Annotated in this window: 14 protein-coding genes; all 14 read right to left on the bottom strand. The window is 39.9% G+C overall.

Annotated features, from left to right (window positions below):
* Positions 1-2 precede the first annotated feature (2 nt).
* Positions 3-359, bottom strand: coding sequence for a cytochrome o ubiquinol oxidase subunit IV (cyoD, locus tag ALFOR1_RS04445; RefSeq protein WP_058547274.1), 357 nt, complete (start codon positions 357-359; stop codon positions 3-5).
* Complete coding sequence (gene cyoC / locus ALFOR1_RS04440; protein WP_089346998.1) at positions 359-1,000, bottom strand: cytochrome o ubiquinol oxidase subunit III; 642 nt, start codon at positions 998-1,000, stop codon at positions 359-361. The genes cyoD and cyoC overlap by 1 nt, the downstream gene beginning before the upstream one ends.
* Complete coding sequence (cyoB, locus tag ALFOR1_RS04435) at positions 997-2,985, bottom strand: cytochrome o ubiquinol oxidase subunit I (protein WP_104642180.1); 1,989 nt, start codon at positions 2,983-2,985, stop codon at positions 997-999. Before cyoB ends, cyoC begins: the two co-directional genes overlap by 4 nt.
* A 2-nt stretch (positions 2,986-2,987) precedes the next feature.
* Positions 2,988-3,941, bottom strand: coding sequence for a ubiquinol oxidase subunit II (cyoA, locus tag ALFOR1_RS04430; RefSeq protein ID WP_058547271.1), 954 nt, complete (start codon positions 3,939-3,941; stop codon positions 2,988-2,990).
* Positions 3,942-4,255: 314 nt separating this feature from the next.
* Positions 4,256-4,675, bottom strand: coding sequence for a hypothetical protein (locus tag ALFOR1_RS04425; RefSeq protein ID WP_104643621.1), 420 nt, complete (start codon positions 4,673-4,675; stop codon positions 4,256-4,258).
* A gap of 1,174 nt (positions 4,676-5,849) precedes the next feature.
* Positions 5,850-6,062 (bottom strand): (Na+)-NQR maturation NqrM, encoded by a 213-nt coding sequence (nqrM, locus tag ALFOR1_RS04420; RefSeq protein ID WP_058547270.1) that lies wholly within the window; start codon positions 6,060-6,062, stop codon positions 5,850-5,852.
* A 162-nt stretch (positions 6,063-6,224) separates the two neighbouring features.
* On the bottom strand, positions 6,225-7,256 hold the full coding sequence (locus tag ALFOR1_RS04415) for an FAD:protein FMN transferase (RefSeq protein ID WP_058547269.1): 1,032 nt from the start codon (positions 7,254-7,256) through the stop codon (positions 6,225-6,227).
* 99 nt (positions 7,257-7,355) lie between these two features.
* Positions 7,356-8,585, bottom strand: coding sequence for an NADH:ubiquinone reductase (Na(+)-transporting) subunit F (gene nqrF, locus ALFOR1_RS04410; RefSeq protein WP_058547268.1), 1,230 nt, complete (start codon positions 8,583-8,585; stop codon positions 7,356-7,358).
* Between the two features lie 18 nt (positions 8,586-8,603).
* Positions 8,604-9,212, bottom strand: coding sequence for an NADH:ubiquinone reductase (Na(+)-transporting) subunit E (nqrE, locus tag ALFOR1_RS04405; RefSeq protein WP_058547267.1), 609 nt, complete (start codon positions 9,210-9,212; stop codon positions 8,604-8,606).
* Positions 9,213-9,222: 10 nt separating this feature from the next.
* On the bottom strand, positions 9,223-9,855 hold the full coding sequence (locus ALFOR1_RS04400; RefSeq protein WP_058547266.1) for an NADH:ubiquinone reductase (Na(+)-transporting) subunit D: 633 nt from the start codon (positions 9,853-9,855) through the stop codon (positions 9,223-9,225).
* Positions 9,855-10,607 (bottom strand): Na(+)-translocating NADH-quinone reductase subunit C, encoded by a 753-nt coding sequence (locus ALFOR1_RS04395; RefSeq protein WP_058547265.1) that lies wholly within the window; start codon positions 10,605-10,607, stop codon positions 9,855-9,857. Before ALFOR1_RS04395 ends, ALFOR1_RS04400 begins: the two co-directional genes overlap by 1 nt.
* Positions 10,600-11,802: an NADH:ubiquinone reductase (Na(+)-transporting) subunit B gene (locus ALFOR1_RS04390; RefSeq protein WP_058547264.1), complete on the bottom strand. Its 1,203-nt coding sequence runs from the start codon at positions 11,800-11,802 to the stop codon at positions 10,600-10,602. Before ALFOR1_RS04390 ends, ALFOR1_RS04395 begins: the two co-directional genes overlap by 8 nt.
* A gap of 4 nt (positions 11,803-11,806) precedes the next feature.
* Positions 11,807-13,150 carry a Na(+)-translocating NADH-quinone reductase subunit A gene (locus ALFOR1_RS04385; RefSeq protein WP_058547263.1) on the bottom strand — a complete coding sequence of 448 codons (1,344 nt, stop codon included), beginning with the start codon at positions 13,148-13,150 and terminating at the stop codon, positions 11,807-11,809.
* A 366-nt stretch (positions 13,151-13,516) separates the two neighbouring features.
* Complete coding sequence (gene fabV / locus ALFOR1_RS04380) at positions 13,517-14,710, bottom strand: enoyl-ACP reductase FabV (RefSeq protein ID WP_104642179.1); 1,194 nt, start codon at positions 14,708-14,710, stop codon at positions 13,517-13,519.
* Positions 14,711-14,787: the final 77 nt, after the last annotated feature.

Raw genomic sequence — 14,787 nt, 5'->3', positions numbered from 1 at the left:
TCCTAGTACATCATCATTGCGTTAGATTCGTAAATAATCCAAACAGATAGCCCAACAACCATTACGATGATCAGGGCACTGAATAGGAATGAGAACGTACTTGCACGGCCATCTTCTGTCGTAAAATTAAGATGTAAAAAGTATTTCAAATGCACCCAAATTTGTACAATAGCTAAAGTAACAATGCTCCAAAGCGTAGTTACTTTAGAAAAGTCGCCTTCCATTACCATGTAAAACGGTATGGCGGTTAAAATTATTGATAGCACAAAGCCTATTAAGTAAGTTTTAACGCTGCCATGAGATTCATCATGGTGATCACTTTGCATTTGCTTTAACGCATGTGTTTCGCTGTGGCTCATTACATTGCTCCCATTAAATAAACAACGGTAAATACACAAATCCAAACAATGTCTAAGAAGTGCCAAAATAGGCTTAGACAGCTTAAGCGCGTTACGGTTGGTTTACCTAAACCACGTTTAGCCACTTCTATCATCATAATTGTCATCCAAATTAAACCCGCCGTTACATGTAAACCATGTAGGCCAACTAACGAGAAGAACGACGTTAAAAAGGCACTTTGTTGTGGGCCATTACCATGCACAATTAGGTGATGAAATTCGTATATTTCCATACCAATAAACGCAGCACCTAAACAAAAGGTAATAAATAACCAAGTAAGTGTTAGTGCCTTTTTTTGCCCTTGAGCAGCAATCATGGCAAAGCCAAAGGTAATACTACTAATAAGTAGCGCAGCGGTTTCTACTGCAACAAAGTCGAGTTCGAAAATATCTTTACCTGATACACCACCGGCAGTGTTCATAAACAGCACTGCGTAGGTGGCAAAAAACGAGGCAAATAATAGGCAATCGGTCATTAGGTATAACCAAAAGCCAAATATCGTATCGCCCGAGGTGTCGTGATGATCATGCGCGTGGGCATGATCATCGTGCGATACAGAGTCTAAATTTGCAGATTCTAGATTTGCAGAAAGTGTACTCACGCGTTTAGCTCCTTATTTCCACTTGAATTATACGCAGCTTCAGTGCGTGCAATTTCATCTGGCTGTATGTAGTAATCAACATCATTGGTGTAACAACGCTTAATAAATATGGCAATTCCACCCACTAGCCCTACTACAGCTAACCACCAGATGTGCCAGATCATTGCAAAACAAAATACCGTTAGGCTGGCTGCCATAAATACACCCGCAGAGGTATTTTTAGGCATATGAATTGGGCTATAACTTGCTTTTGTTTGATAAGCTTGGCCTTTTTCTTTCGCCTCGGTCCATGCATCAATGTCATCAACGTGAGGAATAGTTGCAAAGTTATACACTTGTGGAGGTGAGCTAGTTGCCCATTCAAGTGTATGGCCGTTCCACGGATCGCCGGTTGTATCGTCAAGTGCTTCACGGTCTCTAAAGCTTACAAATAGTTGAATTGCTTGACTGATAATACCAAACATAATAATTACAGCACCGCCTGCGGCAATGTATAACCACATGTTCCAATCTGGATTATTGGTATGGTTTAAACGACGTGTCATACCTAAGAAACCAAGTACATACAACGGCATAAAGGCAACGAAGAAACCGATAATCCAACACCAAAATGATGCTTTACCCCATTTTTCGTTAAGCTTAAAGCCCATTGCTTTAGGGAACCAAAATACAAAACCAGCAAGGTAGCCAAATACTGCGCCACCAATAATAGTGTTATGAAAATGCGCAATTAAGAATAAGCTGTTATGCAATACGTAATCGGCACCCGGAATCGCAAGTAATACACCGGTCATACCGCCTACTGTAAAGGTAATCATAAAACCAAGCGTCCAAAGCACCGGAACGCTAATACGTAAACGGCCTCGGTAAATGGTAAATAACCAGTTAAATAACTTAACCCCAGTTGGTACGGCAATAACCATGGTCATTACCCCAAAGAACGCATTAACGTTTGCACTGGACCCCATGGTGAAAAAGTGATGTAGCCAAACAATAAAACCTAAAATTGAGATAGCACCGCTGGCATAAACCATCGACTTGTAACCAAATAAGCGCTTACCAGCAAACGTTGAGATAATTTCAGAAAAAATACCAAAAGCAGGTAGTACTAAAATATAAACCTCAGGATGACCCCAAGCCCAAAACAGGTTGATGTACATCATGGCGTTGCCGCCCGCTGCATTGGTAAAAAAGTGAAAGTCAAGGTAGCGGTCAAGCGTAAGCATGGCCAGCACAGCAGTTAAAATTGGGAAAGAGGCTGCAATTAAGATATTTGCCCACGTACATGCCCATGTAAAAATTGGCATTTTCATTAGGGTCATGCCTGAAGCACGCATTTTAAATACAGTAACTAAAAAGTTTACTGCCGTTAAAAGCGTACCGAGCCCGGATATTTGTAGCGCCCAGATATAATAATCAACCCCCACCCCAGGGCTAAAGGTCAGCTCCGAAAGCGGCGGATATGCCACCCAACCTGTTTTTGCAAACTCACCAAATACAAGCGATAAATTAATTAAGATGGCGCCGCTGGCGGTAAACCAAAAACTTAAATTATTTAGAAATGGGAATGCAACATCACGTGCACCAATTTGTAGAGGCAACACAATGTTCATTAAACCAATCATAAATGGCATCGCCATAAATATGATCATAATTACGCCGTGAGCGGTAAATATTTGGTCGTAATGCTCTGGTGGCAAATAACCCGGCGCACCACTGGTAGCAAGTGCTAACTGCGCTCGCATCATTATGGCATCAGAAAAACCACGAAACAGCATTATTAACGCTAAAAGGATATACATCACGCCTAAGCGTTTGTGATCGACAGACGTGATCCAGTCGCGCCAAAGCACGCCCCATTTTTTATACTTTGTAATAAGCCCGGCAATAATAAGCCCAGCTATCGCAATAACCGACATCGTGAACACAAGAATTGGCTCATGAAACGGAATTGCGTCGAGTGAAAGATTACCTAAAAACGACATTATTATTCCTCGCCTTGGCTGTGAGATGAAGGCATTGAGTGCTCAACCATTTCATGATGCTTTTTGCTCATTTGCCCATGTTCGCCCATTGCATGGTGCTTTTTGTTCATATCGCCATGCGCCTGCATATACTTCATAACAATGGTATGAAATAAGCCGTCATCAACTTTACCGTAATAAGAAACGGGGTTATTTTCGCTTGCTTTTGCAAGCTCAACATAATTCGCATGAGTAAGGTTATTAGCATTAGCTTTAACGCTAATTACCCACTTATCAAAATCTGCTTGGGTAGGAGTAGCAATGGCATTGAATTTCATACCAGTAAAACCTGCGCCACTGTAATTAGCCGAAAACCCTTTAAAAGTACCCGGTTCATTTGCAATTAAGTGAAGCTTGGTTTCCATGCCAGCCATTGAGTATATTTGGCTGCCAAGCTGAGGAATAAAAAACGAGTTCATTGTACTTTCTGACGTGATTTTATATTCAACAGGTACATTAGCTGGAAATACCAATTCGTTTACCGTAGCAATACCTTGCTCTGGGTAAATAAATAACCATTTCCAATTTAATGACACTACTTCAACAGTTAGATGATCACCTTTACCTTCAATCGGCTTGTAAGGGTCTAGCTCTTGGGTAGATTCCCAGGTAATAACACCTAAGATAATCACAATAACAATAGGAACAGCCCAAACTGCAGCTTCAATTTTATTTGAATGAGCCCATTTGGGCGCATAAATTTCTTGGTTTTGAGTATCTCTGTATTTCCAAGCGAAATACAAAGTCATCACAATAACGGGAACGACTACAAGCAACATAAGCACGGTTGCGATGATGATTAAATTTTTCTCATCAATGCCTATTTGCCCTTTTGGATCGAGTATCCCGCCTTTACAGCCTGACAACGCCAGCACTGTACTAGCTAAAGCAATATTACAAAGGTTACGAATTAACAAGGGAGTATCCTACAAACCTAGAGTTTTAATTTGCTGCTTAAATGAAAACCAAAGCAACGATTTTTCAATAAAAACCCAAGTTAACTAGAATTAAATTATAAAATAAGGGGGCTATTCAAAAGTTAAAGCTCATGCCAATTATGACCTAGCAACAAACCCAGCTTTCTAAACGCATTTATATAACGTAATAAAAGTTAACTTGGGTGAGTGTTGGTTGGCTGAATGTGTTTAAAAACACAGAGCTACTTTGTATACGCTAACTTTAATTATTTACAGCAAGAACAAATAATTAAAACCAGCAACAAAATGCAGCCTTACAGACAACCTGTAAAGCTAGGTGGAGCACGACAACCGTGTGAAGAGATCACAGGTTGCTGAACTTTAGCCTCGCCAAAAGCAAAGGCTGCTTTACGGAGGATTATTCCAGCACGACGCGCTGGAAAAATATGGAACAATAACCAACAAAGGCCGATTAGTAACTGACTTGATATGATCGGATGAGCTAAAAATTGCGCAAGACTAAGTAACAGTGGCTCTACAATAAACCCATCACTTAATAGCGCTTCAAGCTTAAAAGCATCCTCTAGTGCACCGCTTAGCAACATTACAGTATTAAACACTAATAAAGTTATAGCTACACACACGCCCTTGCCTGCTTTATTCAAGCGCACATACGTCTGCGGCTCGCCAGAGGCAAGTTCCGTATTTGTATGTTGCAAAGAAAGTGTGTTCAAAGACATTAACCTACTAAAATGACTATAACAAAACGAGAGTTATACAGTTTGCAATGGAAAAACTTAAAAGACATTGCAGTTGTAAGCCCTAAAACCGGGTGCTAAATACAATCAAATCCGCCTAGCACAAATTGACCTAGTGGAAATTGATCCGTATCAATTAAACTTTCAAAACTTACTGAAAGTTCGAATGTGAGTATAACAAAGAGAATATTCTGTTCAACTAAAAAACATATTTTTTGAGTTAAGCTTTAGAAGCTATTTTGTTAATAAAAAATAACACAATAGAAAATAAAGGTTTAGCTTATAGATATTTGATATTTAAGAGACTTGAGGAGTAGAGATAAGGATATTAATGAGGTTAAAAATAAAGGAGTACAAATAAAAACAGCCCAAATTCAGTCACCACCGAAATTGAGCCGCCTTTCACACTGACAACATCTTCACACACAATATAAAGATTCTTGGTTTACACTGAGCGGCAATTGTAGGGAATAAAAACAACTCAAGCTAAGTCACCACCGAACTTGAGTTGCCTTTCACACTGACAACATCTTCACACACAATATAAAGATTCTTGGTTTACACTGCGTGGCAATTGTAGGGAATAAAAACAACTCAAGCTAAGTCACCACCGAACTTGAGTTGCCTTTCACACTGACAACATCTTCACACACAATATAAAGATTCTTGGTTTACACTGCGCAGCAATTGTAGGGAATAAAAACAACTCAAGCTAAGTCACCACCGAACTTGAGTTGCCTTTCACACTGACAACATCTTCACACACAATATAAAGATTCTTGGTTTACACTGCGCGGCAATTGTAGGGAATAAAAACAACTCAAGCTAAGTCACCACCGAACTTGAGTTGCCTTTCACACTGACAACATCTTCACACACAATATAAAGATTCTTTTGAGCGAGGCTAACTTATGCCTCAAGCTTATGACTAGAGCCTTGCTCTGTGTCTATGGTTAAACTTTAGAGTGTTAGCTCCAATTTGACAAACGAGAAAAATAAACCTAATGGATGAAAAAAACTAACTTATAGACTTTGGTCTAATACATTAAGGTTGTGTTTATTTAGAAGCTAAATGCATACACAAATAGCAGGCACAAAAAAAGCGCTTTAAAAGCGCTTTTAATAAAATTGATATGGTTATTTTACAAATTTAAATAATTTGATTTTCTTTCCAGGCTTGCTCTTTAGCCATGCGGTTTTTACGTTTATCGCATGGGTCATCACAATCACAGGCTTTATCAATACCTACAGAGCCTAGACCACCACAGCTACTTGCCATCGATTTTTTTTGCACGATCATACCAACGGCCATCGCCGAAACTATTAAAATTAGTAAGCCAAAAGTAAGAAGAAAAAGTGACATTGCTTAGCCCCTATTGATCAGCAATAAATTATGCTCAAGCATTCTTGAGCGACTGCTAAATTATACACTAAAATACAATTTAGATGCGAGTAAAGTCTATTCTAAAAATTAGGTTAGAATATTACTCTAAACTTAAACCAACCTAAATTAAGATTAATTATATTACAAGTATGGCTTAAATGCAGGGCTTGAATACGTTATTAGCCCTTCTTGTGATTTAGCTATTAGATAAACGGGTAAATCATGTTGCTCAGCATATGCTTGTGCTTTATCCATTCCCATTACAGTAAGCGCTGTCGCTAGACCATCAGCAGTCATTGCACTTGGGTGTAATACAGTAACCGATACTAAATCGTGTTTAATTGGCATACCTGTTACCGGATCAATTAGATGGGTATAAATCTCACCATCCATCTCATAAAAAATACGATAATCACCCGATGTAGCAATACCGTTGGTGCCAGGCGATAGAACACGGTGCACTTTACGCTCGCCAGGCTTTGCATCTGGTTGCTCAATAGCAATTTTCCAATCTTGGTTATTAGGTTTTTCGCCACTAATACGAAGCTCACCGCCAATCTCAACCATATAATTAGTAATACTGTGGCTTTCTAATAGCTGCGCTACTTTATCAATACCATAGCCTTTAGCAGTAGCCGAAAATGACAGTTCTAATCCATCAACAGTTTTACTTAAGCCTTGCTCATTTAAAATAAGTTTATCAACACCTATTTTTTCGACCATTTTTGTAAGTTCAGTGTCGCTTGGGCGATTAGTCGGTTTTTTATCAGGGCCAAAACCCCATAAATCAATAAGTGGGCCCATTGTTACATCAAGCGTGTTGGTTGATTTACCTAAGCGAATTGATTCACTTATTACAGCTCTAAAGTCTTCACTGATAGGCATAACTTGATTTGCAGGAAGCCTGTTAAATGTGTTTATTTCAGAGTCGTCAATATAAGTAGACATTGACTGGTTTACATTTTTTAGCACGTCGTCTATTTGTGTTTGTAATACTTTAGATGATAACTGCGCTTGCTCATCATAAAACTTAATATGATAAGTAGTGCCCATTGTTCTACCCTCTAAAAAAACACCTTCTGGTACTGGCTTTTCGCCACAACCAGTGAGTAATAAAGTCAATGTAATTAAAAATAAAGCTATAAAGCTTTGAAATGTACCCACTCGATTCATGAAAGCCTACTTATAAAATAAAGAATAAAAAAAGCCTCGTAACACTAAGTGCAACGAGGCTGGTATTTTAACCAAAACTAATGTGTTTTGGTATGGGTGTTAGCCACCGAAATCATCTAATAAGATATTTTCGTCTTCTACACCTAAATCTTTAAGCATTGTGATAACTGCCGCGTTCATCATTGGAGGACCACACATGTAGTACTCACAATCTTCTGGCGCTTCGTGATCTTTAAGATAGTTCTCAAATAACACGTTATGGATAAAGCCTGTATAGCCTTCCCAGTTATCTTCAGGCTGTGGATCTGAAAGTGCAGTATGCCATACGAAGTTAGGGTTTTCAGCCGCTAGGCCGTCAAAATCTTCAACGTAGAACATTTCACGCTCAGAACGTGCACCATACCAAAAGCTCATCTTACGTTTAGAGTTCAAACGTTTAAGTTGGTCAAAGATATGTGAACGCATTGGAGCCATACCAGCACCACCACCAACAAAAATCATTTCTGCGTCAGTTTCTTTAGCGAAGAACTCACCAAACGGACCAGAAATAGTTACCTTGTCGCCTTTTGTTAGTGACCAAATGTACGATGACATTTTACCACAAGGCAAGCTAAGGTTTCTTGGTGGAGGCGTAGCGATACGCACGTTAAGCATGATTATGCCTTCTTCTTCCGGGTAGTTAGCCATTGAGTAAGCACGAATAGTCTCTTCGTCTACTTTTGACTCCAGGTCGAAGAAACCAAAGTGGTTCCAATCGCCACGATACTCTTCAGGAATTTCAAATTCAGAGTATTTAACGTGGTGAGCAGGTGCTTCTATTTGGATGTAACCACCCGCACGGAAAGGCACTGACTCGCCATCTGGAATTTGCAGCTTAAGTTCTTTAATGAACGTTGCTTTGTTATCATTAGAGATAACTTCACAATCCCACTTCTTAACACCGAAAATTGACTCTTCAAGTTCAATTTCCATGTCGTTTTTAACATTTACCTGACACGCTAAACGACAGCCTTCACGGGCTTCACCTTTAGAAATGTGATCAAGTTCAGTTGGTAAGATATCGCCGCCACCTTCTTTAATGTGAACACGACACTGACCACAAGAGCCACCGCCACCACATGCAGATGATACGAAAATACCTGACTCAGATAGCGCGCCTAAAAGCTTACTACCTGCTGATGTTTTAATGGCTTTGTCTGGGTCGCCATTAATGCTGATGATGATGTCACCGCTCGCAACTAACTTAGATTTAGCACCAATGATCACTAAAACTAGTAGTACAACGATAGCGATGAAAACACCAACGCCTAAGAAAATCTGATAATCCATGATTTATCCTCGCTACCTTTACAGTGAAATACCAGAGAATGACATAAAGCCAAGTCCCATTAAACCAACAGTGATGAAGGTAATACCTAAACCACGTAGGCCGTCTGGCACGTCTGAATATTTCATTTTCTCACGGATACCTGCAAGTAAAGTAATTGCAAGCGCCCAACCAACACCAGCGCCAATACCATAAACAACAGACTCGCCGAAGTTATAGTTACGCTCAACCATGAATGATACCGCACCAAATATTGCACAGTTAACTGTGATAAGTGGTAAGAAGATACCTAATGCGTTGTATAGTGCAGGGAAAAACTTATCTAATGCCATTTCCAAAATTTGCACAAGTGCTGCAATAACACCGATGAAAGTTAAGAAACGTAAAAAGCTAAGGTCTGCATCTGGGTAACCTAACCAAGCTAGTGAGCCTGGTGCAAGTACCGCATGGTAAACCAAGTTGTTAACTGGTACTGAAATACCTAATACAACTATAACCGCTATACCTAGGCCAATCGATGTAGTTACTTTTTTAGATACTGCTAAAAAAGTACACATGCCTAAGAAGAATGACAACGCTAAGTTCTCAATAAAAACGGCTTTTACAAATAAACTAATATAATGTTCCACTGTTTGCCCCTTACGCTTTAGCTTCTACTTGGTCTTTCTTAAAGGTACGAAGTACCCAAATGAATAAACCAATGATGAAGAATGCACTCGGTGGTAAAATCAATAGACCCATAGGCTGATACCAACCGCCATCTTGTACTAATGGGATAATATCAACACCGAATAGTGAACCCTTACCAAATAGCTCACGAATAAAGCCAACAGTAAGAAGTACTACAGAGTAGCCTAAGCCATTACCAATACCGTCAAGGAATGACATAAGTGGTGGCGATTTCATCGCGTATGCTTCAGCACGACCCATTACGATACAGTTAGTAATAATTAGACCAACGAATACAGAAAGCTCTTTTGCCGTAGCGTAAGAGAATGCTTGTAATACTTGGTCAACAACGATTACCAATGATGCAATAATTGTCATTTGTACGATGATACGTACAGATGATGGGATCTGATTACGAATAAGCGAGATAAAGAAGCTCGAAAATGCAGTTACTAATGTCAATGCGATTGACATGATTAACGCATTTTTTAAGCTAGACGTTACCGCTAGCGCAGAACAAATACCAAGTACTTGTAGTGCGATTGGGTTGTTAGCTAAAACCGGACCAAACAGGACCGCCTTCATTTCTTTAGTATCAGCCATTATTTCAATGCTCCTTTACGTACTTTTGCAAGGAAAGGGCCAAAGCCATTTTCACCAGTCCAAAAGTCAACTGCATTGTCAACACCGTTAGACGTTAATGTAGCACCTGAAAGACCATCGATCTTATGCTCATCACCGCCTGCAGTACCTTTAACAATTTGAATTGGCAGTTCTTTGCCTTCCCATGTAGCAGTCCACTGTGGGTTTTGAATTTCGCCACCAAGACCAGGGGTTTCATTATGCTTGTAAAAGATAATACCTTTAACAGTTTCACCATCGCTTTCAAGCGAGATAAAACCATACATTAAGCCCCATAAGCCGTAGCCTTGGATAGGAAGAATGATTGCATCAACTGAACCATCTTCTTTTTTAGAGATATACACCGGCGACTCTTTAGTCACACGTTGAATACCAGCAATGTCTGTTACGCCTTTCTCTTTAAGAGAAACGCTTAATTCAGCATCATATTTGCTTTTTTCAAAATCGAAGATTGTTGGGTCTGTATCTACAAACTCACCCGTAGTCATGTTTACAACACGTGCTTCGATTTTAGCGTCAAATGTTTCTAACACATTTTCAACTTTATCGATGCCCGCAGCAGCTAAGATATTGCTTTGAATATCTTTGTTTTTATTAGCTTGCTGTAAAGGACGAAGCTGTACAGAAGCAAACGATACAATGATTGCACACACTAAACATAGTGCTACAACAACCGTTAACGTTTTGCCGATTGATTCGTTATTACTAGACATTACGTGCCAACCTCCGCTTAATATTAGCTTGCACTACAAAGTGATCGAACAATGGAGCGAATAAGTTAGCAAATAAGATTGCTAGCATCATACCTTCTGGGAAAGCAGGGTTCACAACACGGATCATAACTACCATAAAGCCAATAAGCGCGCCGTAAGCGAACTTACCTTTATCGGTAAATGCAGCAGAAACAGGGTCAGTAGCCATAAAGAACATACCGAACGCAAATCCACCTAGTACTAAATGCCAATGCCAAGGCATTGCAAATACTGGGTTATTTTCTGAGCCAACAGCATTTAATAAAAATGCAGTTGCTACCATACCTAGGAATACACCTAGTACGATGCGCCAAGAAGCGATACGAACGTATATTAAGAACAAACCACCTACTAATAATGCAAGTGTAGATGTTTCACCTACAGAACCTTGAATGAAACCGTAAAACGCATTCCACCATAATTCCATGTTTGCATAATCAAGTGTGCCAGCAAACGCTTGGCCTAGCATAGTTGCACCAGAGAAAGAATCTACTGCTGTCCATACTGTGTCACCTGAAATTTGAGCTGGGTATGCGAAGAATAAAAATGCACGGCCCGCTAAAGCAGGGTTTAAGAAGTTACGGCCAGTACCACCAAAGATTTCTTTAGCGATTACAACACCAAACGTAATACCTAACGCAACTTGCCATAAAGGAATTGTTGCAGGCAGTATCAGTGCAAATAAAACAGACGTTACGAAGAAACCTTCGTTAATTTCATGTTTACGCACTGAAGCAAATATAACTTCCCAAAAACCACCTACCGCAAACGTTACTGCGTAGATAGGTAAGAAGAAACATGCTCCGTAGAACATTTTAGCGCCCCAGCCTGATTCAGCAGTTAATTCACCACCAAATAACTGGAACAGACCAACCTGCCAAGAATTTGCTAGTTCAAAACCTTGTGCTAAAGCACCTGCGGCCTGATGACCGATATTGAACATACCAAAAAACATAGCTGGGAACGTCGCCATCCACACTAAAATCATCATACGTTTTAGGTCGATGTTATCGCGTACGTGTGTCGCGCCTTTATTTACATAGCCTGGTGTATAAAAAATTGTTGCTGCTGCTTCATACAGAGCGTAGAACTTTTCATATTTACCACCGGCTTCAAAATTCGGCTCGATATCTTCTAGATATTTTTTTAAACCCATCTCTCTAGCCTTCCTTCTCGATCGTAGTTAAGCAATCGCGCAGGATAGAACCATACTCGTATTTGCCTGGACAAACGAAGGTACATAACGCTAAATCTTCTTCATCAAGTTCAAGCGCGCCTAATGAAATTGCACTGTCTAAGTCACGTGCGATTAAGTCACGTAATAATAGAGTTGGCAAAATATCTAACGGCATTACGCGCTCGTAGCTACCAATTGGTACCATGGCACGTTTTGAACCACCTGTAGACGTTGTCATTTTAAATAAACGACTCGGTGCAAGGTGAGAAAGGAATGTACGCGTTACAGAGAATTTATTACTACCTGGTGCAATCCAGCCAAACAATTCTTTTTCGCGACCTTCAAGTAAAACTGATACTTGAACGTGGTAACGACCTAAGAATGCATGAACACCGTTTGAAATAGAACCCGATAAAACAGAACCAGAAATAACGCGGTTATCTCCGTCTTCTAATTCACCAGCTACTAAGTCATCCAATGAAGCACCTAGTTGTGTTTTCACTAAACGTGGGTTTTTAACGCGAGGACCTGCAAGCGAAATAACACGGTCTGCGTTAATTTCACCAGTAAGGAACAAGTGACCAAACGCAATAACGTCTTGGTAACCAATGTGCCACACTTTTTTGCTAACAGATACAGCATCAAGATGATGGATATGAGTGCCAACGAGGCCAGCCGGATGCACACCACCAAACTCATGTACTTCTACTTGAGCGATAGATGAGCTAGGAACTTGGCTGCCTGCTTTTTTACACACAAATACTTTACCATCGGTCAAACGCGAAACAACAGCAAGACCCGCTTCAAATGCAGCTGCATTTTCGGCAATAATCACTGCAGGATCTGCAGCTAATGGGTTTGTGTCGATTGCGGTCACAAAAATAGAACTAGGATTTTCATCCACAGCCGCTACTTTGCTAAATGGGCGAACACGAAGTGCCGTCCACTGACCTGACTGGATAAGTACTTCTTTGGCTTTTTCACGATCTAAGCTCGAAAGCTCATCTGCACTGAAAGAGTCAAAGGTGATTTGCTCACTGCCTGCTACTTCAATAACAACAGATTGCAGCACACGTTTAGCACCACGATTTATTTCTTTTACTGTGCCAGAAGCTGGAGCAGTAAATAGGACGCCTGGGTTCTTTTTATCTTCAAAAAGAACTTGGCCTTTTTTGACTTGGTCATCCACACGAACATGCATGGTTGGACGCATACCGATAAACTCTTCGCCAAGCACAGCTACACGTTTGACAGCAGAACCGTCATGTATAACTTGCTGTGGCGCGCCCTCTAAGGGTAAATCCAGACCTTTTTTTATGTTGATCATACGCACTTGCATTACATTAAAGGAAAGAAACTGAAAAATCGTATCAACCACGTCGCCATTTGAGTTATTCCAAGTTATATCAAGGTGCAAAAGAGCAGCTTGCTCGGTTTATCAAACAAGCAACGTAGTAAAACTCATCACATATTGCCCAGATTTTAACATCATTTTGGACGACTATGCGAGTGTATTTATGAAAATTATACGACAGAAACACTTATTTGGTTTTGTTAAGTGATTTTAATAAAAATCAAGTTAGACCAAAGTGGTAGCCTGAGCAAGTATAGTCCATTATTTAACTGCTCAATTAACAAACCATCGCATACAAAAAAAGCCGCGAATGCGACTTTTTATAATTACAAAGTATGATTAATCAACCATATTTGCGATTGGCTTAACTGAGTCTACGTCTTGATCGTAATCAACACCGTCAAAACCAAAACCAAATAAGCGTAAAAACTCGTTATGGTAACCAACATAGTCAGTTAGCTCATCAATTGAGCTTGTATCTACACTATCCCATACAGCTTGAACACGCGCTTGCACATCGTCCTCTAGCTCTTTGTAATTTTGGAATAAGTGACCGCCCTCATCAAAGCGCGGCGTTTCACCATAAAGGTTTTCACTAAATAATGCGTGAATTTGCTCAATAGTTCCTTCGTAAGTGCCATCAGCTTTCATTACTTTAAATAGAGCTGAAATATATAAAGGCATAATAGGAATAGCAGAACTTGCTTGAGTTACTACTGCATTAAGTGATGAAACATACGCTTCACCATTTAGCGCTTTAGTTGACGCTTTTATAGCCGCGGTAGCACGATCTAAGTCTTCTTTTGCTTTACCAATCGTAGCGTGTCCGTAAATTGGCCACGTTAACTCTTTACCAATATAAGTATAAGCAGTCGTTTTAAAGTTATCAGCAAGTACATCTGCTTCTTTTAAAGCGTCAATCCACATTTCCCAATCTTCACCACCCATTACTTTAATGGTGTTGTCGATATCTTCTTGGTTTGCTGCTTCTACCGTAATTTCATCAATTTCACGCTTTGATGTATTTAGGTTTTTAGTAGTAACGGCACTGCCAATTGGCTTAAGGGTAGAAGAAAACACTTCACCCGTGTTTGGATCCGTACGACGAGGTGATGCAAGGCTGTAAATAATGCAGTCTATTTTACCTAAATCGGCTTTGATGGTGTCGATTGCTTTTTGCTTAATTTCGTTAGAGAACGCATCGCCATTAATATTTTTTGACCAAAGGCCTGCTTCATCAGCAGCGTTTTGGAATGCCGCTGTATTATACCAACCAGCAGAACCTGTTTTACGATCTGTACCCTCTTTTTCAAAGAAGATACCTAATGTTTTAGCACCACCACCAAACGCAGCTGTAATACGCGATGCCAAGCCGTAGCCTGTTGATGCGCCAATAACTAGTACATTTTTTGGTGCACTTTTTAATGCGCCTTGTTGTTTTACATAGTTAATTTGTTCTTGAACATGCTCTGCACAACCTGCTGGGTGTGCGTTAGTGCAGATAAATCCACGAATTTTTGGCTTAATGACCATTGATCATCCTATATCTTTTACTATAAAAATTAGCGCTAGTTTAAAGGCTAATACTAAAAACACTGATCTGATCAGTT

It is taken from the genome of Pseudoalteromonas carrageenovora IAM 12662 (genome assembly GCF_900239935.1).
Lineage (GTDB): Bacteria > Pseudomonadota > Gammaproteobacteria > Enterobacterales > Alteromonadaceae > Pseudoalteromonas > Pseudoalteromonas carrageenovora.
Note: the sequence above shows the minus strand (reverse complement) of the source record. Positions and strands in the feature narration are given on the sequence as shown.

Excerpts from the sequence above, each read along its gene's own strand:
- cyoD (WP_058547274.1), bottom strand. The coding sequence starts at position 359 with ATGAGCCACAGCGAAACACATGCGTTAAAGCAAATGCAAAGTGATCAC.
- cyoB (WP_104642180.1), bottom strand. The coding sequence starts at position 2,985 with ATGTCGTTTTTAGGTAATCTTTCACTCGACGCAATTCCGTTTCATGAG.
- nqrM (WP_058547270.1), bottom strand. The coding sequence starts at position 6,062 with ATGTCACTTTTTCTTCTTACTTTTGGCTTACTAATTTTAATAGTTTCG.
- ALFOR1_RS04415 (WP_058547269.1), bottom strand. The coding sequence starts at position 7,256 with ATGAATCGAGTGGGTACATTTCAAAGCTTTATAGCTTTATTTTTAATT.
- nqrF (WP_058547268.1), bottom strand. The coding sequence starts at position 8,585 with ATGGATTATCAGATTTTCTTAGGCGTTGGTGTTTTCATCGCTATCGTT.
- ALFOR1_RS04400 (WP_058547266.1), bottom strand. The coding sequence starts at position 9,855 with ATGGCTGATACTAAAGAAATGAAGGCGGTCCTGTTTGGTCCGGTTTTA.
- ALFOR1_RS04395 (WP_058547265.1), bottom strand. The coding sequence starts at position 10,607 with ATGTCTAGTAATAACGAATCAATCGGCAAAACGTTAACGGTTGTTGTA.
- ALFOR1_RS04390 (WP_058547264.1), bottom strand. The coding sequence starts at position 11,802 with ATGGGTTTAAAAAAATATCTAGAAGATATCGAGCCGAATTTTGAAGCC.
- ALFOR1_RS04385 (WP_058547263.1), bottom strand. The coding sequence starts at position 13,150 with ATGATCAACATAAAAAAAGGTCTGGATTTACCCTTAGAGGGCGCGCCA.
- fabV (WP_104642179.1), bottom strand. The coding sequence starts at position 14,710 with ATGGTCATTAAGCCAAAAATTCGTGGATTTATCTGCACTAACGCACAC.